Source organism: Streptomyces sp. NPDC050161 (assembly GCF_044460025.1).
Lineage (GTDB): Bacteria > Actinomycetota > Actinomycetes > Streptomycetales > Streptomycetaceae > Streptomyces.
In genome coordinates, this window is the sequence record NZ_JBITJM010000009.1 from 13,107 (window position 1) to 30,550 (window position 17,444).

The 17,444-nt window shown below is 72.1% G+C and carries 16 protein-coding genes and 1 CRISPR repeat array; of the genes, 5 read left to right on the plus strand and 11 right to left on the minus strand.

Annotated features, from left to right (window positions below):
* Positions 1-74: 74 nt before the first annotated feature.
* Both ACIBK8_RS17005 and ACIBK8_RS17010 read left to right on the plus strand, forming a co-directional pair.
* Positions 75-2,003: a fumarylacetoacetate hydrolase family protein gene (locus ACIBK8_RS17005; protein WP_399042624.1), complete on the plus strand. Its 1,929-nt coding sequence runs from the start codon at positions 75-77 to the stop codon at positions 2,001-2,003.
* Between the two features lie 201 nt (positions 2,004-2,204).
* The gene (locus ACIBK8_RS17010; protein WP_399042625.1) at positions 2,205-2,930 is read left to right on the plus strand and encodes a DUF4232 domain-containing protein; all 726 of its coding nucleotides are present in this window, start codon (positions 2,205-2,207) and stop codon (positions 2,928-2,930) included.
* Between the two features lie 27 nt (positions 2,931-2,957).
* Here the strand turns inward: ACIBK8_RS17010 and ACIBK8_RS17015 are convergent, their stop codons facing one another.
* Both ACIBK8_RS17015 and serC read right to left on the minus strand, forming a co-directional pair.
* On the minus strand, positions 2,958-3,437 hold the full coding sequence (locus tag ACIBK8_RS17015; RefSeq protein WP_399042626.1) for a PPOX class F420-dependent oxidoreductase: 480 nt from the start codon (positions 3,435-3,437) through the stop codon (positions 2,958-2,960).
* Between the two features lie 185 nt (positions 3,438-3,622).
* Positions 3,623-4,741 carry a phosphoserine transaminase gene (gene serC, locus ACIBK8_RS17020; RefSeq protein ID WP_399042627.1) on the minus strand — a complete coding sequence of 373 codons (1,119 nt, stop codon included), beginning with the start codon at positions 4,739-4,741 and terminating at the stop codon, positions 3,623-3,625.
* A gap of 225 nt (positions 4,742-4,966) precedes the next feature.
* Between serC and ACIBK8_RS17025 the strand changes: the two genes are divergently transcribed.
* Positions 4,967-7,915, plus strand: coding sequence for an FAD-binding and (Fe-S)-binding domain-containing protein (locus tag ACIBK8_RS17025; RefSeq protein ID WP_399042628.1), 2,949 nt, complete (start codon positions 4,967-4,969; stop codon positions 7,913-7,915).
* Between the two features lie 93 nt (positions 7,916-8,008).
* Here ACIBK8_RS17025 and ACIBK8_RS17030 read toward each other — a convergent pair whose 3' ends face one another.
* From ACIBK8_RS17030 to ACIBK8_RS17065, 8 genes are all read right to left on the minus strand, one after another.
* Positions 8,009-9,151 (minus strand): methyltransferase domain-containing protein, encoded by a 1,143-nt coding sequence (locus tag ACIBK8_RS17030; protein ID WP_399042629.1) that lies wholly within the window; start codon positions 9,149-9,151, stop codon positions 8,009-8,011.
* Positions 9,148-10,176 carry a radical SAM protein gene (locus tag ACIBK8_RS17035; RefSeq protein WP_399042630.1) on the minus strand — a complete coding sequence of 343 codons (1,029 nt, stop codon included), beginning with the start codon at positions 10,174-10,176 and terminating at the stop codon, positions 9,148-9,150. Before ACIBK8_RS17035 ends, ACIBK8_RS17030 begins: the two co-directional genes overlap by 4 nt.
* 317 nt (positions 10,177-10,493) lie before the next feature.
* The gene (locus ACIBK8_RS17040; RefSeq protein WP_399042631.1) at positions 10,494-10,907 is read right to left on the minus strand and encodes a hypothetical protein; all 414 of its coding nucleotides are present in this window, start codon (positions 10,905-10,907) and stop codon (positions 10,494-10,496) included.
* On the minus strand, positions 10,900-11,298 hold the full coding sequence (locus ACIBK8_RS17045; protein WP_399042632.1) for a hypothetical protein: 399 nt from the start codon (positions 11,296-11,298) through the stop codon (positions 10,900-10,902). The genes ACIBK8_RS17040 and ACIBK8_RS17045 overlap by 8 nt, the downstream gene beginning before the upstream one ends.
* Positions 11,295-11,615 (minus strand): DUF6415 family natural product biosynthesis protein, encoded by a 321-nt coding sequence (locus ACIBK8_RS17050; RefSeq protein WP_399042633.1) that lies wholly within the window; start codon positions 11,613-11,615, stop codon positions 11,295-11,297. Before ACIBK8_RS17050 ends, ACIBK8_RS17045 begins: the two co-directional genes overlap by 4 nt.
* A 35-nt stretch (positions 11,616-11,650) precedes the next feature.
* Entirely contained in the window at positions 11,651-11,848 is a 198-nt protein-coding gene (locus ACIBK8_RS17055) for a hypothetical protein (RefSeq protein WP_399042635.1), read from the minus strand.
* Between the two features lie 100 nt (positions 11,849-11,948).
* On the minus strand, positions 11,949-13,133 hold the full coding sequence (locus ACIBK8_RS17060; protein ID WP_399042636.1) for a helix-turn-helix domain-containing protein: 1,185 nt from the start codon (positions 13,131-13,133) through the stop codon (positions 11,949-11,951).
* Between the two features lie 109 nt (positions 13,134-13,242).
* Positions 13,243-13,884 (minus strand): HAD family hydrolase, encoded by a 642-nt coding sequence (locus ACIBK8_RS17065; protein ID WP_399042637.1) that lies wholly within the window; start codon positions 13,882-13,884, stop codon positions 13,243-13,245.
* A 363-nt stretch (positions 13,885-14,247) separates the two neighbouring features.
* Between ACIBK8_RS17065 and ACIBK8_RS17070 the strand changes: the two genes are divergently transcribed.
* Positions 14,248-14,778, plus strand: coding sequence for a flavoprotein (locus tag ACIBK8_RS17070; protein ID WP_399042638.1), 531 nt, complete (start codon positions 14,248-14,250; stop codon positions 14,776-14,778).
* 285 nt (positions 14,779-15,063) lie between these two features.
* Positions 15,064-15,335: direct repeats of the CRISPR family, unit length 28 nt; unit sequence GTGGGCCCCGCGGACGCGGGGATGGTCC.
* 98 nt (positions 15,336-15,433) lie between these two features.
* On the opposite strand, the gene ACIBK8_RS17075 is transcribed toward ACIBK8_RS17070, so the two are convergent.
* Positions 15,434-16,294 carry a LysR family transcriptional regulator gene (locus ACIBK8_RS17075; protein WP_399042639.1) on the minus strand — a complete coding sequence of 287 codons (861 nt, stop codon included), beginning with the start codon at positions 16,292-16,294 and terminating at the stop codon, positions 15,434-15,436.
* Between the two features lie 213 nt (positions 16,295-16,507).
* Between ACIBK8_RS17075 and ACIBK8_RS17080 the strand changes: the two genes are divergently transcribed.
* Positions 16,508-17,386 (plus strand): EamA family transporter, encoded by an 879-nt coding sequence (locus tag ACIBK8_RS17080; protein ID WP_399042827.1) that lies wholly within the window; start codon positions 16,508-16,510, stop codon positions 17,384-17,386.
* The last annotated feature ends 58 nt before the right edge of the window (positions 17,387-17,444 follow it).

The window sequence follows — 17,444 nt, forward strand, 5'->3', positions numbered from 1 at the left end:
GCACCTCCTTCTATGCTAGGAATCATATTCTATGCTGGCCAACACAGACGGTCGGCAGGCAGAAGGAGGGCGTTTTGCGCTTCGTCACCTACGCCTCGACGGACGGCGACCGGGCCGGTGTCATCGACGGTGACCTGATCCACGCGTTTCCGCAGGGCACGACCCTGGCGGAACTGCTCGGCCCCGCACTGCGGCAGGCCGGCGAGCGGGCACTCGCCGAGCCCGCCGAGGTCGTCGCACTCGCCGATGTCACGTTGCGGGCCCCGATCCCCAGGCCGCCGTCCGTACGGGACTGCCTGTGCTTTCTCGACCACATGCGCGGTGGCCTCAAGGCGATCGGCGGTACGGGAGAGCTGGAGCCGACCTGGTATCAGATCCCCGCCTTCTACTTCGCCAATCCCGCCACCGTCATCGGCCCCCATGACGACGTGACCATCTCCCCCGGCAGTGCCTGGTTCGACTTCGAGTTGGAGATCGCCGCGGTGATCGGCACCGCGGGCCGCGACCTGACGCCCGAACAGGCCGAAGGTCACATCGCCGGCTACACCCTCTTCTGCGACTGGAGCGCCCGCGACCTGCAGGGCCTGGAGAGCCAGCTCAAGATCGGCCAGGCGAAGGGCAAGGACGGCGCGTCCACGCTCGGGCCGTGGCTGGTCACGCCCGATGAGCTGCCCTTCGGCCCGGACGGCGGACTCGCACTCCAGGTGCGGGCCGAGGTCAACGGCGAGACGGTCGGCGAAGGCTGTACCGATGCCATGGACTGGTCCTTCGCCGAGGTCATCTCGTACGCCTCTCGCGGAGTCGAGCTCCAGCCGGGAGAGGTCTTCGGCTCAGGCACCGTTCCCGGCTGCTGTCTGCTCGAACATCTCGACTTCGGCGACCTCGCGGCGTTCCGCGGCTGGCTCAAGGACGGCGATGTGGTGTCGCTGCGCGCCGAGGGGCTGGGCGAGGTACGGCAGACCGTACGGGCGGGCACCGCTCCCCACCCGCTCGCCGCCCGCCCCGACCCCACCGCCAGGCCCCGCAGGCCGCGGGTCAACCCGGCTGCCTCCGCCCTGCCTTACACCAAGGGGCTGCACCGGGTCGGGGACGGCGTCTGGGCATGGCTGCTGCCCCACGGCGAGTACGGCATGAGCAATGCGGGGCTGGTCGCGGGCGACGGCGCCGCCCTGCTGGTCGACACGCTCTACGACCTGCCGCTCACTGCCGAGATGCTCTCCGGCATGCGTCCTGTCACGGACCGGAACCCGCTGAGCCACGCCGTGCTCACCCACTCCAACGGTGACCACACCCACGGCGGCCAGTTGCTGCCCGGTGCGGCCCGCGTCATCGCCGCCGAGGGGACGGCACACGAGATGCGCGGCGAGATGGCGCCGGAGCTGACCGCGGCCCTTCAGGTGATGGACTTCGGGCCGACGCTCACGCCGTACCTGCGCGAGCGCTTCGGAGCGTTCGACTTCAGCGGCATCCGCCTGCGCACGCCCGACCAGACCTTCGACCGACGGCTCACCGTCGAGGTGGGCGGTCGCGAGGTGCGGCTGCTCAATCTCGGGCCCGCTCACACCGAGGCCGACACGGTGGTGCACGTTCCCGACGCGGGGGTGCTCTTCGCGGGCGACCTGCTGTTCATCGGGTGCACGCCGATCGTGTGGAGCGGCCCCATCGCCGGCTGGATCGACGCCTGCGACACGATGATCGGGCTCGGAGCGCCGACCGTGGTGCCGGGCCACGGCCCGGTGACGGACGCCGACGGGATCCGCGCGGTCCGGGACTACTTCCGCCATGTCGTCGAGCAGGCCGACGCCGCGTACGCCAAGGGACGTGACTTTGAGGAGGCGGCGTTCGGCGTCGATCTGGCCGAGTACGCCGGCTGGCTGGACGCCGAACGGGTCGTGGTCAACATCTATCAGCGCTACCGCGAGATCCACCCCGACCAGCCCGTGGTCGACAGGTTCGCCTTGTTCGGCCTGATGGCCGAATGGCACCGACGGCGGCAGCCGTGAGCCCGACAGCCCGTCCGGCTGCGGCCGAGACGCGTCGGCCCGGCAGTCGCAAGGGGCCCCGGCGGGGGACGGGATGCCGCGCAGCCGGGTGTTAGCGCGCTGTTAGTGGGACGGCAGCGGGGATGGGCACTGTGATGAATGCCCGCCCCCACAGCTACGGCGCCCGCAGGCCGCCCCCCACGGATAAGGAACTGCTGAACCATGTCGCACCGCACCCGCACCCGCACCTTCCTCCGCCCGGTCCGTACCACCGCCGCCCTCACGCTCGCCGCCGCCGCGGGCCTCGGCCTCACCGCCTGTGACATCGGCGGCTCGGACACCCAGGGCGCCTCGTCGTCGTCGAGCGCGGCGGCGTCCGACACGTCCGGCGGCCAGAACACGGGTGGCCAGAGCACGGGCGGTCAGAACACGGGTGGCCAGGGGGCGGCCGACGACGGGAAGTCCGGCGACGCCGCCTCGTCGTCGTCCGATGGCTCGGTGGCGGCCCGCAGCGCCGCGTCCCGGGACGACTCGTCGGGGCGCTGCACGGCCACCGCCCTGCGGATGGCACTCGGCCGGGCGGACGCGGGCGCAGGGAACATCCACTACGCCCTGAACTTCACCAACACCGGCAAGCAGAGCTGCACCCTGCGCGGCTTCCCCGGTGTCGCCCTGCTCGCCAAGGACGGCCAGGCCATCGGCAAGCCCGCCGCCCGCGAGGGCGCCGCGGGGCAGGCCGTCACGCTGGCCGCAGGCGCGTCCGCGCACGCGGATCTGCACACGGTGAACGAGGGCATGAAGGACGGCGGCTGCTGGGAGAGCGCGTCGCTGGTGCAGGCGTACCCGCCCGGCTCGAAGGAGGCCATGACCGCCCGTGCCGATTCCGGTGTGCGGGTGTGCGGCAACGAGTTCCTGGTCGGCGCGCTCACCGATGGCGACGGCAGCTGAGGCACGCGGGGCAGGGCGGTGCGGTCGTCAGAGCGCGCCGCCCTCGTCGTCCCACCGGGCGGAATCCTGGTCGCTCGGCCCGCCGCCCGGCTCGTCCTGGGGTTCCTTCAGGCCGGTCAGGCGCAGCTCGTAGTGGAGGGTCTGCTCCCGCTTGATGCGGTGCATGAGCGGCACGAACAGGCCGTGCAGCAGCGGGTACTTGCGGGTCAGGCTGCGCTCGGCGCGCCGGTACTCCCGGGTGGCCGGGTCGATCAGCCGCACCCGCGCGGTGTACGTCGGCCCTGTCGGGCGACCGCGCCGGGTGGAGGCGCAGATCTCCGCGTCGGGGTTGTTCCGCAGCCGCTTGACCTTCCACGTCGAACCTGAGGTGCGGAAGTAGGCGTGGTCGCCGTCGACGGACAGATTGACCGGGGTGCCGACGCCCGTGCCGTCCCGCTTGAACGTGGTGAGCAGGACCGTCGCCTGGCGTACGAAGGCGGCGAGGTCGGGGTCCGTCGGAGTGGTCATACCTCCCATACAGGCATATCCCGGCCGGTACGTCCTGCCGTGGCGGGTCCGTTCGGGCGGTAGGAGCGGTAGAGGTGGCGGGCGGTTCCCGGTGGTGTGTACGGACGGCGCAGGGCCCCGGCGGACGCGTACGGTGACGCGCTCGCCGGGGCCCTGCGGGGTTGCCGGTGCCGGTGTGCCGGGTGTTACAGCTGCTCGATGACGTAGTCGATGCAGGCCGTCAGGGCCTCGACGTCGGCCGGGTCGACGGCCGGGAACATCGCGACCCGCAGCTGGTTGCGGCCGAGCTTGCGGTAGGGGTCGGTGTCGACGATGCCGTTGGCGCGCAGGGCCTTGGCGACGGCCGCCGCGTCCACCTCGTCGGTGAAGTCGATGGTGCCGATGACCTGCGAGCGCTTCGCCGGGTCGGTGACGAACGGGGTGGCGTACTTGGAACCGTCGGCCCAGCCGTAGAGGGCGCGCGACGAGGCGGCGGTGCGGCCCACCGACCAGTCGAGGCCGCCCTGGCCGTTGATCCACTCCAGCTGCTCGTTGAGGAGGAAGAGGGTGGACAGCGCCGGGGTGTTGTACGTCTGGTTCTTCAGGGAGTTGTCGATCGCGGTGGGCAGCGAGAAGAACTCCGGGACGTGCCGGCCGGAGGCGTGCACGGTGCGGGCGCGCTCCAGGGCCGCCGGGGAGAACGCCGCGATCCACAGGCCGCCGTCGGAGGCGAAGCACTTCTGCGGGGCGAAGTAGTAGACGTCGGTCTCCGCGATGTCGACGGGCAGGCCGCCGGCGCCGGACGTGGCGTCGACCAGGACCAGCGCGCCCTCGTCGGCGCCCGCGACACGGCGGATCGGGGCGGCGACACCCGTCGAGGTCTCGTTGTGGGTGAACGCGTAGACGTCCACCCCCGCCTCGGCCTGCGGCTCCGGGTGCGAGCCCGGGTCGGCGGAGATGACGGTCGGGTCGGCCAGCCAGGGCGCGAGCTTGGCCGCCTTGGCGAACTTGGAGGAGAACTCGCCGAACGAGAGGTGCTGGGACTTGTTCTCGATCAGGCCGTGCGTCGCGATGTCCCAGAAGGCGGTGGAGCCGCCGTTGCCGAGGACGACTTCGTAGCCGTCGGGCAGCTGGAAGAGATCGCTCACGCCGTCGCGCACCTTGCCGACCAGGTCCTTGACCGGGGCCTGGCGGTGAGAGGTGCCGAGCAGGGAGGTTCCGGTGGCGGCCAGCGCGGCCAGCGCCTCCGTACGCACCTTCGAGGGGCCCGCGCCGAAGCGTCCGTCGGCGGGCTTGATGTCAGCGGGAATCTGGATATCAGCCACGGACGCAGCCTAATCCGTCCCGTCCCGGCCTCCTGCGGCGCGTCCAGCGGATGAGATGGATCGGTCCGGGGGAGGGGCGGGTCCATCGCGTGGCGCCCGCCGTCAAGACCGCCCACGACCCATCGGACCCCTTCCGCCGCCACCCGTACGCCGACGCCCGGCCCTGATCCGGAAACCGGGCACGCCATGGCGCCAAGAAGGCCGCTCAGTGGGCAGGCTGGGGGCATGGCTGATCGTACGGAGTCGCAGAGGCGGGAACTGGAGAAGGAGTTGGCGGCGGCGGTGCGGGGTGAGGTCTCCTTCGCCGCGGCCGACCGGGCGCTGATGACGATGGACGCGTCGAACTACCGGCGGGTGCCGGAGGCGGTGGTCGCGCCGCGGGACGCCGAAGACGTCGCGGCGGCGTTGCGGGTGTGCCGGGCGCACGGCGTGCCGGTGGTGCCGCGCGGCGGCGGGACGAGCATCGCGGGGCAGGCGACCGGCGTCGGCGTGGTGCTGGACTTCACCCGGCACCTGCGGCGCATCGTGTCGCTCGACCCCGAGGCGCGGACGGCCGTCGTGCAGCCCGGTGTGGTCCTCGACGACCTGCGGGCGGCGGCCGGGCGGCACGGCCTGACCTTCGGACCCGACCCGTCCACCCACAGCCGCTGCACCATCGGCGGCATGATCGGCAACAACTCCTGCGGCTCGCACTCCGTCGCCTGGGGCACCACCGCCGACAGCGTCGAGGAGCTGAAGCTGCTGACGTACGCGGGGGAAGAGGCGCGGGCCGGGCGCGGCACGGACGCCGGCGGCGCGCCCACCGGACTGCCGCCGCGCCTTCGGGATGGCGTGCGGGCCCTGGTGGCAGGCGAGTTGGCGCTGCTGCGTACCGGCTACCCCGACCTGCCGCGGCGGATCTCCGGCTACGCGCTGGACGCACTGCTCCCCGAACGCGGCACCGACCTGGCGCGGGCGCTGACCGGCAGCGAAGGCACCCTCGGGGTGCTGACCGAGGCCACCGTACGGCTGGTGGAACCCCCGGCCGCGCGGGCGCTCGCGGTGCTCGGCTACCCCGACGAGAGCGCGGCGGCCGAAGCCGCGCACACACTGCTGCCGCACGGACCGCTGACCGTCGAGGGCATGGCGGCCGACCTGGTGGGCGACGCGGCGGGGCTGCCCAAGGGCGGCGCCTGGCTGTTCGTCGAAATGGGCGGCGCGAGCCGCGCCGAAGCGGTGGCGCGGGCCGATGCGCTGTGCCGGGCGGCGGCCGACGGCCTGACCGATCACACCGTGGTCGCCGAACCGGCCGGACAGCGGGCCCTGTGGCGGGTGCGCGAGGACGCGTCCGGCACCGCGACCAGGATGCCGGACGGCAGCGAGGCATGGCCCGGCTGGGAGGACTGCGCCGTGCCGCCCGCCAGGCTCGGCCCGTACCTGCGCGACTTCCGGGCGCTGCTCGCCCAGCACGGCCTGCGCGGCACGCCCTACGGCCACTTCGGCGACGGCTGCATCCACGTCCGGATCGACTTCGACCTCCTGAGCCACACCGGCATCCGGCAGTTCCGCGCCTTCTCCTACGACCTGGGAGAACTGGTCGTCGCCCACGGCGGCTCGCTCTCCGGCGAACACGGCGACGGGCAGGCCCGCGCCGAACTCCTGCCGAAGATGTACGGCGACGAACTCGTCGGCGTCTTCGGCAAGTTCAAGACCCTCTGGGATCCGTCGGCTGGCCTCAACCCCGGCATGCTGGTACGCCCCGCCCGCCTGGACGACAACCTCCGCTTCGACGTGCTGCCCCGCCGCCCGGTCCCCGTCGAGTTCGGCTACCCGCACGACGACGGTGACTTCTCCGCCGCGGTGCGCCGCTGCGTCGGCGTCGCCAAGTGCCGCACCACGTCCGCGCATTCGGGAGCGGCCGACGTCATGTGCCCCTCCTTCCGCGCGACCGGCGAGGAGACGCACTCCACCCGCGGCCGGGCCCGGCTGCTGCACGAGATGCTGGCGGGCGAGGTGGTGACCGACGGCTGGCGCTCGGAAGAGGTACGCGACGCGCTCGACCTGTGCCTGTCCTGCAAGGGCTGCCGCAGCGACTGCCCCGTCGGGGTGGACATGGCCACCTACAAGGCGGAGTTCCTGCACCACCACTACGAGGGCAGGCTGCGGCCCGCCGCGCACTACGCGATGGGCCGGCTGCCGCAGTGGCTGCACGCCGCGGCGCCCGCCGCACCCGTGCTCAACGCCCTGGCCCGCACACCGCTGGCCGCCCCCGCCAAACGCCTGGCCGGCATCACCGCCGAACGCCCCATCCCCGCACTCGCCACCGAACCCTTCACCCGCTGGTGGCGTAGGCGCAGGCGCACGGGCGCAGGGAAGCAGGGCACCGCCCCTACGGTGCTCCTCTGGGCCGACACCTTCACCACCCACCTCTCCCCGGAAGTCGGCAGGGCCGCGGTCCGCGTCCTGGAAGCGGCCGGACTGCGCCCCCTGCTGCCGCCCACCACACCCCCACGCGCCGAAGGCGCACGCCCCCGCCCCCTGCCCCGCCGCCGCTCCCCGCTCTGCTGCGGCCTCACCTACGTCTCCACCGGCCAGCTCGACCAGGCGCGCACCGTCATGCGGCGCACCCTCGACGTACTCGACCCGCTGCTCGCCGACGGCCGCCCGCTCGTCGTACTCGAACCGAGCTGCGCCGCCGCGCTCCGCACCGACCTGCCCGAACTCCTCGCCGACGACCCCAGAGCCGCCCGCGTCGCCCGCTCCGTCCGCACCTTCGCCCAGGCCCTGGAGGAACTGGCCCCCGACTGGCAGCCACCACGCATCGACCGCCCCGCCGTCGGCCAGACGCACTGCCACCAGCACGCGGTACTAGGCGAAGCGGCCGAGCGACGACTACGCGAACGCGCCGGTCTGACCGGCGAGTTGACCGGCGGCTGCTGCGGCCTGGCAGGCAACTTCGGCTTTGAACGCGGCCATTACGACGTCTCGGTCGCCTGCGCCGAAGACCGCCTCCTCCCCGCCGTCCGCGAGGCCCCCACCCACGCCGAACTCCTCGCCGACGGCTTCTCCTGCCGCACCCAACTCGCCCACCTCACGGGGCGGCGGGGGCGACATCTGGCGGAGGTGTTGGCGGAGGGGTTGGGGGGAGGAGGGGGCGCGCTGCAACTGGAGGGTGATGACGTGGGGCGCGAGTAGGGTCATGGGTTAGGGAGTGTGGGCCCCGCGAGTGCGGGGATGTTCCCGATGCCGGGACGTAGCAGCCCCGGCAGGAAGGCCGCCGCGGCAGCGTCATGTGAGTTTGACGTGCCATTTCCCTCGGGCGAGGACCGTGCGTCCCTCGGGATTGATGAACACGCGGGCGCCGCGTACCGGTAGTTCGCCGTGGGTGAGCCAGTGGGAGCGCACCTCGTCGAGCAGGTCCCACAGGCGTCGCGGTCCGCCCTGGTGCACGGTGGGCCGGTCGGTGCCGGTGGCGGTGGCGCGGGCCCATGAGCCGTCGGCGTGTGCCATGACTGCGATGCGCTGCTCGTCGGTCTCGCGGTATCGGTGGACGATGCCGGGCTTGGTGACGCTCAGCATCGAGTCGAGGTCCCAGGCGTTCTCGACGTCGACCACGGGGTACGGGCCGGTCGTGACGTCCTCGCCGTCCTGGAGCTGGGCCGCGGCGAGCAGGGTGTCGAGGCCGGGTGGGTAGTCCTCGCCGTGGCGGACCGGCATGAATCCCGCGCGCCCCCACTCCACTCGGCCGATGGCGCCGCCGTCTTCGTCCTTCTCCGCGGTGACGAGCAGGGAGGTGCCGGCGATGGTGGTCACCAGCCGTCCCCCACGGCACAGCGCGTCGAGCCAGCTCGGTGGGATGGTACGGACGGAGACCATGGACACGATGCGGTCGACAGCCCCGGCGGCGAGGGGGAGCGGGCCGGTCGCGTCGACCGTTTCGACGCGGGGCGGGGGCCCGATCGCGTCGAGGCGTTCTCGTGAGACTTCCACGAGGTACGGGTCGACGTCCACGCTGGTCACCTGCTCAGGGCCCAAGTACGCGGCGGCAAGGGCCGTTCCATAGCCCGTGCCGGTCCCGACGTAGAGGAGTTCCGCATCGGGGGCGAGGTAGGCGTGCCGCAGCATGTCGACGACCAGGCTCGGCAGGGTGGCCGAGGAGGTGGGCCGGCCTGTCGGGTGGGTGTCCGGTGTGGCGCGGTCGGCGTGCAGGGGGCCGACGCGGGTCACGAGGGAGGTGTCGGCGTACGCGGCGCGCATCCATTCACCGTCGGTCCGGGGCACGCGCAGGGTCCACCGGTCCCCGTCGACCTGCCGCTGCCACCATCGCGGGACGAACAGGTGCCGCGGGGTGGCGGCCACCGGCTGCTGCCATCGTGACCCCCGGTGCAGGATGGTGCGCGCGAGGCTTTCGGCGTGCGGCTGCCAGATCACGGCATGACCTCCAGCGGGACGGCGGGACGGTGGACGCGTTCGACGGCAGGGGTGCAGGCCGGGAGTTTTACCGGGTTGCATCCGTTGCTGTCCATCGGCGTGCAGTTTGCGCGGGCTGCCGACGCGTACTCGTCCTCGTCGTCGTAAGCGGGGTTGCACGCTTCGGTGCGGGCCGGGTTGCAGTCGTTGGAATCGTCCGGCGTGCACGCGGCGCGGGGCATGGGCACGGTCGCGGTGATCTCCTTCCACCGGTCACTGTGCAGGATCTCGGTCAGCCGGCGGGTGCGGACGTTCCCGGCGTCCAGGAAGCGCGACAAGATGCAGCCGGATACGTTCCCGTCGGGGTCGATGGATACCCGGTGACGGAAGCAGCGCCCACACAGCGCGTCCACGGTCGGCCCGGCGGTGTTGGGGTCCGCGGCGCGGCCGACGGCCCGAGCGCGGTCGGTCTGCACCTGTTCGACGCCGAGGGCGCGCAGTTCGGCCGCGGCCTGCTCGACGCGCTGGCCCTCGTGCACCTCGACGATGCCGACGCGCAGGGGGATGCCGCGGTGCAGGGCCTCGATGATGTTCGCTCGGGTGCGGGCGTGGCTGCCACGGCCGCCGGTGACTTTCTCGTGGTCGTCGGCCTGGTCGGAGTAGTAGGAGGTGGCGAGGGTGACGCCGGGGCGTTCCAGGGCCTCCCAGACGGCGCGGCGAACGTGGGTGAGGTTGCTGTAGACCTCGACGCTCAGGCCGGCGTCGAGCGCCTGGGCGATGTACTGCGGGAGGTAGGGCGAGAGGGTCGGCTCGCCCCCGATCAGCTGGACCGCGGGGATGCCCAGAGCGGCCACGTCCGAGATGACCTGGGACCAGTCCGCGCGGGTCATGGCGCCAGGGCCCACCGTGGGGCCCGAACTGGTGCAGCAGTGCGTGCAGGTGAGCTGACAGGTTCCGGTGATCTCCAGCTCGATGGACCGGATGCCGGCCGGTGCCGTACTCGGTGTGGTGTCGGCGGTGTCGGCTTCGGGAGCGATGATGCTCATGCGTACCTCTCCTGTTGTTCAGCGGGTGCGACCCTGGCCCGGCGGTCGCCTGGGTGGTGCGCCGCCGCCGCGCCCGAAGGGAGATGCATTCGAGCGCGGGGCGGGAGTCCGGTCGGCCTCCTCCAGTTCTCCGACCGAGCGGTGCTACAACTCCCTTGGCATGGGCCCCCTTTCACCGAATGGTGGCCTCTGCGTCGCCGTCGGCTTGCAGTACCTCTCGTGGGCGTACTGGACCAGGACGCCCCCCGTCGGCCGGTCGTGGACGATTTCGCGGTACCGCTCAGCGGCCCGGATTGCCTTCTGGCATCGGCAACAGGTCACGGTGTGGTCCCTTCGGTGCTGATCGGGCGGTTGCCCACGCGGAAGGCATGGGCACGGTTGGCGCGGGGGTGCGTCTCGACGGTCCTGTCCCGCAGGGGCTGTTTCGGGGCGCTCTCGCAGGACGCGCAGAGCATGAGATCCCAGCCGGGGCCGGAGGAGGAGTGCTGGTAGGTCTCGACGATGCCTTCGGTGGTGCCGCACGTGTCGCAGCGTCCGGTGGCTTCGGCTGCCGCTTCGTGGACCCAGGCGACGGCGCCGGCCACGACGTCATCGGGGATGTGGGGGTCCGCGCGCCGCAGGGCGCAGGGCAGGCACAGGCGTCGGGCCGGGAAGTCGCCCCGCTCGGGGAACTGGTAGGTGCTTTCGTCGGTGCCGCAGGACTGACAGAGCGGAGAGTTGCGGTCAGGCACGGCGCCTCCCCGCGAACGCGTCCCGGGCTCGTGCGTCCGACTCGTCGAACGTGGTGGTGGTGTGGCCGCCTGCGCCGAGTACGTGCCGCTGGAAGGCCGGCCTGATCGAGTTGTCCGTGGTGAGGCGGTCCCAGTTGTGCACCAGGCACATCACCGGCCGCCCGAACACGTGCCCATCGGCGTTCATCTGCCGGACGAGCCGCATGAACCCTGGTCGCTCGGAGGGAAGTTCGGTCATTGAGTCCAGGCCGACATCCATCCAGACGCCGACGACCTCCCACCCGTAGCGCTCGGCGGTGTTCCGGCAGCCCAACAGACGTTGGTCCAGCAGCCGTCGGGAGTGGTGGGCGGCGGTCCGGTCGTAGACGTAGACGCGGGGAGGGGGTGTCATTCGACGCCTCCCCTGTGCCGGTCCAATAGCCACTGGCAGTCGCGGGCGAGCTGGGCGATGTGGACGTGCGCTGAAAGCGGGCCATTGCTGAGGACCCGCTCGCTCTGGGCGGGAACGGTGCTCATCACGTGCATCCGACGCGCCCATTCGAGGCCGCCGCCGCAGAGCCTGTCTGCCTCGGCCTCCACGATGGGCAGCAACAGGTTGATGTGGCCGCGAAGACGCTCTTCCAACTCGGCCATTGCCTCAAGGTCGGGCCGGCCGCCGCCGAGGCTGAGCGCTCGCCGGATTGTGTCGCTGACGACCTCGACGTCCACGGGCAGACTGCTCGTGCTCCGGCTCTCCCGAGGCGTCATCGTGGCCGACGATCCGCATGGGCCGGGCAGGCCACGATGTACCAGATGCGCAGGCTGCCGCCTGCCGGGGCGGACACTGATCCGGCGGGGATCAGCGTCGTGTGTGCGGCGCCGCACCAGAAGCATGCCTCGCCGTGCAGCCGGACGATGCTGACGTCGGGGTGCACGGGCGGTGGCGCCTTCGTCGTGGACATGGGCTTCCCCTTCCTGAGCCCCTCGTCGGGCTCAGGAAGAGACTCGCGGTGCTGGTACCCCTCAAGTACCCCTGCGAGGGGTATCGGGAGTGCCGCCCGGTCAGCTTCCCGCGTGGCACCATTCGGCGAAATGGGTCAGCGACTCAGCGTCGGCCCGCTTCAAGCGGCGGAGCGTCGCGGCGTCCTCCTTCACCCACCGGTGCCCGCGCGTGTGCTGCGGAGCGATCCGGCGCGCCACCTTCAGCGCCTCGAACGCGGCGTCCGGGTGTCCTGCCCAGAGCTGAGCGCGCCCCAGCTCGATGTAGAAGCCGCTGCGCCGTTCAGCCGGCAGCGACTGCGGGGGCTTCCACTCGCGCGCCAGTTGGAGGGCCCGGTCCAGGTGGTCGTCGCCGAGGCTCACGGCCACGGAGACCTCGTGCACGCGCACGCTGTCAGGGCCGAACGCCGTGCCCTGGTAGACCCCTTCACTCACTCGGTCGCCGAGGGAACGAGCCTCGTCGAGGTGGGCGTTCGCGGCGGTGCCGTCCCCGGCCCGCCCGGCGAGGACGGCGGCCCGCATGTGCAGCGCACCGCGAGCGGCCACGGCGTCCGGCGACGCGGCAACTGGCGCGCGGTCGATGGACCGTTCCAGGGCACGGAGTCCCGCGGCATGCGTGCGGGCGCCGAAATGCAGCTCGGTTCGGACGTACGCCACGGCCGCGTCCACGAGTGGGTCGCGTGAGTATCCCGCCGCCCAGCGCATGAGGTCGAGGAGACGCCCGGACAGATCCCGCGCGCCGTGCTTGTAGGCAACGGCGTCGGCTGCCCGGCAGGCGTCCACCAACAGCCGCGCCACCGCCGGTTGCTCGGCGACGGTCACTGCGTGCAGGGCCCGGCACAGCTCGGCGAGCAGCTCCGGAACGGTGTGGGCGATGCGGGCGTACTGGGCACTGAGTCGCTGTTCGACGATTGCGGCCACGGCCTCCTGCAAGGCCGACAGCGGGCGGAACGGGCCGTCCTCCGGAGCCTCGTACTCGGCCAGCACCGCCGCCAGCTCCGGCATCTGCTGATGGAGGCGGTCCTCCGGCCGCTCCCGGTCCGGCAGCAGCCGCGCAGGTTCCGTGCCGAGGGCCGTGGCGATGGCATCGAGGACGGCGTCCGAGACTCCGCGCTCCCCGCGCTCGATCTTGCGGAGAGTTCCTAGGGCGATGCCGGCAGCGCGGGCGAGATCAGCCTGGGTCAGGCGGGCGACACGGCGTGCGTAGGCGATGTGCGGGCCTACCCCGCGATACACGGTATTGGGCATACAGGTCCCGTCTCCGGCCGGTGCGTCCACTCCGAACGGTACCCGCACGACTACGGTGCGGCACGGCCTCGTCTGAAGCATCGCGCAGGCGGGGCCGCCCAGTTGACGCTCACTGAAGCCGGACCACGTCCACCAGCTCGGCCAGACCGCCCAGCCGCCAGTCCGCGGCCTCCGCCTCCGCGGTATCCGCCCAGAGGTGCCCGAGCGGCCCGCGCCTGAGGTGTGCGGTGCGGAGGCCGGCCGCACGCGCGGGCGCGATGTCGTTCTGCGGGTGATCGCCGACATACAGCACCTCGCCGGCGGGAACACCGGCCAGCTCGACGGTTCGGGCGAAGAACTCGGGGTCCGGCTTGGCCACCCTCCACTCTCCGGACGTGGCCACCGCGTCCACAGGGAGGTTCAGCGCACGCAGCAGACCGCCCGCGCGGGCGGTCTGGTTCCCGGCGACGACGACGCGCACTCCGGCACCCTGGAGCGCGGCAAGCGCCGGGCGCACGTCCGGGTAGAGGTCTGACTCGTCCAGAGCCTCGCCGTAACCGGCCTGCTCCATCGCGGCGCGTTCGGCCTCGATGTCGATACCGGGCCGGACGAGACGCACCGCTTCGGCGTTGTCCCGGCCCTGCGCGACCACCGCCCCGACGAGGGCGGACAGCGTGTGGCGGCTGACATTGAGCCAGTCTGCCCACGCCCCCCAGACGCGGTCATCGCGGATCAGGGTCTCACCGACATCGAGGGCTACCGCACGAATCATGTGGGCACCCTATGCGTCGTGCCGCGCATCGGGATCCGGTGGATGACCACGTAAAACGCGGGCGGTGGTAGTCGGCAACAGCAGCCAGAAATTCGTCATTTGCCGTCCGGTCGCCGCACTCGACCTGATTCACCAAGCTGTACGAGTGGGGGATCCGGGCCACCGGCCCGCGCTGTGTGAGGTGGGCGCGTTTCCGTTCGTGCCGAATGCGAGCGCCCACGTGATTTTCGCCTGGAGACGGCATAACGGCTCCGTCCCTTGCAGCCAACCGGAACATGCCCGCGCGACGCAGGCGGGTGCAGTGCCACTGCCCCCCCCAATTCCACCCGGATCTGGGGAAGTTGCGTGTGATGTGATGGCCGCATGACGCAGGTGCTGTATCTGTTCGGGTCCGCTGCCCCGCCGGTCCATGGCCTTCCGGACGTCGTGCGCCGCCTCCAGAAGCAGGAGATCGATGTGTGCGTGGGGTTGACCCCCATGGCCGCGCGATGGCTCGCCGATGACATCGAATCCCTCGAAGAGCTGACCGGTCATCCCGTGCGCTCCGAGTACAAGGCCCCTGGATCTGGCGACGTTTGGCCGCCGGCCGACGGCATCCTGTTCGCGCCCGTCACCTTCAACTCGATCAACAGCTGGGCTCTTGGCCTCACCAACCATTTCGTCGTCGGCGTGGCTGCCGAGGCGATCGGCAAGGGCATTCCTACGACGGCGATGCCGTGCGTCAATGCGGCCTACGCGCAGCACCCACAGCTCGACCGGTCCATCGCGACACTGCGGGGCGCCGGGGTGAGCGTGCTGTACGGGCCTGGAGGCTTTGAGCCCAACCAACCCGGGGAGAAGCGCCCCTTCCCCTGGCACCTCGCTCTGGACAAGGTCGGCGCTCTCCAGCAGTGATAACGGTGGGCCCACCAGAATCGGTGGGCCCGCCGTTACGTGCTGACCGCGCAGCGATCTCGTACGCGGTCAGCAGCAACGCGGCACGTCCCGTCAGCGGCCCTACGGCCGGAAGTGGCCCCCAGCATGCCGAATTCCTCGCCGACGGCTTCTCCTGCCGCACCCAGCTTGACCACCTCACGGGGCGTCGAGGGCGCCATCTTGCGGAGGGGGTGGGGGCGGGGTGCCCCACCGCAACTGGAGGAAAATGACGTGGGGCGCGAGTAAAGTCACAGGTCAGGAAGTGTGGGCCCCGCGGACGCGGGGATGGTCCCATCAAACACCGCGCCCTCGACACCACCACCGAGTGGGCCCCGCGGACGCGGGGATGGTCCGTGGCGGCTGGAGAAGAACCACCGCCTGGCCGAGTGGGCCCCGCGGACGCGGGGATGGTCCCCATCCACGCCAGGACCAGGGCTTCGGCCTGTTGTGGGCCCCGCAGACGCGGGGATGGTCCCGACGAGCAGGGCCGGATCACTGCCTGGATCGAGTGGGCCCCGCGAACGCGGGGACGCCCCTTCGCCCGCGCCGCCCGGTGTCGGCACGTCCACGGTGCCGGGGCCGTGGGCTCCACAGTCCGCCGGGACCGTGCCGTAGCCGGCCGCACCACCTCCCCTCACCTCCCCTCCCCAACCACCTCCCGCGCCATCCGCAGCAGGTCCGGGATTCGGGGGTGGCCGGGGCCGTCGCGCCAGGCGAGTACGACGGGGACCGGTGGGGCGTCGGGTAGGGGGACGTAGGCCATGGCTGGGTGGGGGTGCATGAGGGCGGTGGCGGTGGTGGTGACGCCTACCGCTCGGCCGCCGGTGATGGCGGCCAGCCAGTCGTCGGTGTTGCCGATGGTGAGGGTGGCGGTCGGGCGGCTGTCCGCGGGCCACAGGTCGAGGGTGGTGGTGCCGGAGACGGTGTTCAGGGCGAGGGTGCGGTCGGCGAGGTCGGCCAGGGTGAGGTGCGGGTGGCGGGCGAGCGGGTCGTCGGCGGGCAGGCCCGCCACCCGGGGCTCGGTCGTCAGCCGCTCGGTGACGAGTCCCGGCGTGCTGACCTCGCCGCGCAGCAGTGCCGCGTCCACCTCGCCGCGTGCCAGGCCCGCCGTGCGGTCGTCGATCCGCAGGAGTTCGAGTGGGGTGTCGGGGTGCTCCTCGTGCCAGCGGCGGAGCAGGAGTTGGGTGGACGCGCCCGCCGCCGACCAGGCGTGGCCGAGGCGCAGCGGCCAGGGGGCGTGCCTGGCCAGGCCGACCGCGCGGTCGAAGGCGGTGACCGCGATGGCCGCCTGGTCGCGGAAGAGCAGGCCGTCATCGGTGAGCGCCAGGTGGTGGGTGGAGCGGTCGACGAGGCGGGCGCCCAGCTCCTGTTCCAGGCTGCGCAGGGTGCGGGAGACGGCGGGCTGGGTCAGGTGGAGCCGTTCGGCGGCGCGGGTGATGCTGAGGGTGTCGGCGATGGCGAGGAAGCAGCGGAGATGACGCAGCTCGATGCTCATGCGTGCGGAGCATAACAACAGGAAAAACTGCATTTCACGGACCGGATGGCGGGCCGTAGCGTGGGTGGGGTGAATCCCTCACCCCTCGAATCCGACGGCGCTTTTCCGCCCGCGTCCGTATCCGTTTCCGCTGCCTCCGGTGCCACCGCTTCGGTGGCCCGCGGTCCGGCGCAGGAGGGCGTGCCGCAGCCGGTGCCCGCCTCGCCCGAGGTGATGACGGCCGAGGCGGCGGCGGGTGCCGCAGCCGGTGGCGGGCGTGGCCGGTTCGGGTCGGTGGCGCTGGTGATCGGCGGGATCGTCTCGCTTCAGTTCGGCTCGTCGGTCGCGGTGCTGCTCTTCCCGCGGGCCGGCGCGCTGGGTGTGGTCACCCTGCGTCTGGTGGTCGCCTCGCTGGTGCTGCTGATCGCCTGCCGCCCCCGGCTGCGCGGCCACTCGCGCGGCGACTGGGCCACGGTGCTCGCCTTCGGCGTCGCCCTCGTCGGCATGAACTCGCTCTTCTACCAGGCGATCGACCGGATTCCGCTGGGCGCGGCGGTCACCCTGGAGTTCCTGGGGCCGCTGATCCTGTCGGTGGCCACCTCGCGGCGGCTGCTGAGTCTGGTGTGGGCGTCGCTGGCGCTGGGCGGCGTGGTGCTGCTGGGGCGCGAGGGCTTCGACGGGCTGAACGTGGCAGGTGCCGGGTACGCGCTGGCGGCCGGCGGGCTGTGGGCCGCGTACATCCTGCTGTCCGCGCGTACCGGGCAGCGCTTCCCGCAGGCCGACGGGCTCGCGCTGGCGATGACCGTCGCCGCGGTGCTGAGCCTGCCGCTCGGCATCGCGGGCGCCGGGTCCGCGCTGCTCAATCCGGTCACCATCGGCCTGGGCGCGGCCGTCGCCCTGATGTCGTCGGTGCTGCCCTACACGCTGGAACTGCTCGCCCTGCGCAAGCTGCCCGCCTCCGGCTTCGCCGTGATGATGAGCCTGGAGCCGGCCGCCGCCGCCACCGCCGGCTTCCTGGTCCTGGACCAGGCGCTGGGCTGGGCGGAGATCGTCGCCATCGGGCTCGTGGTGATCGCGAGTGTGGGGGCGGTGCGCAGCGCCTCGCGCGGCTGAGCCGATGGCCGGGAGGGCGGGGACGGATGGTCCGGGAGGGCCGGCGTCCCCGCCCTCC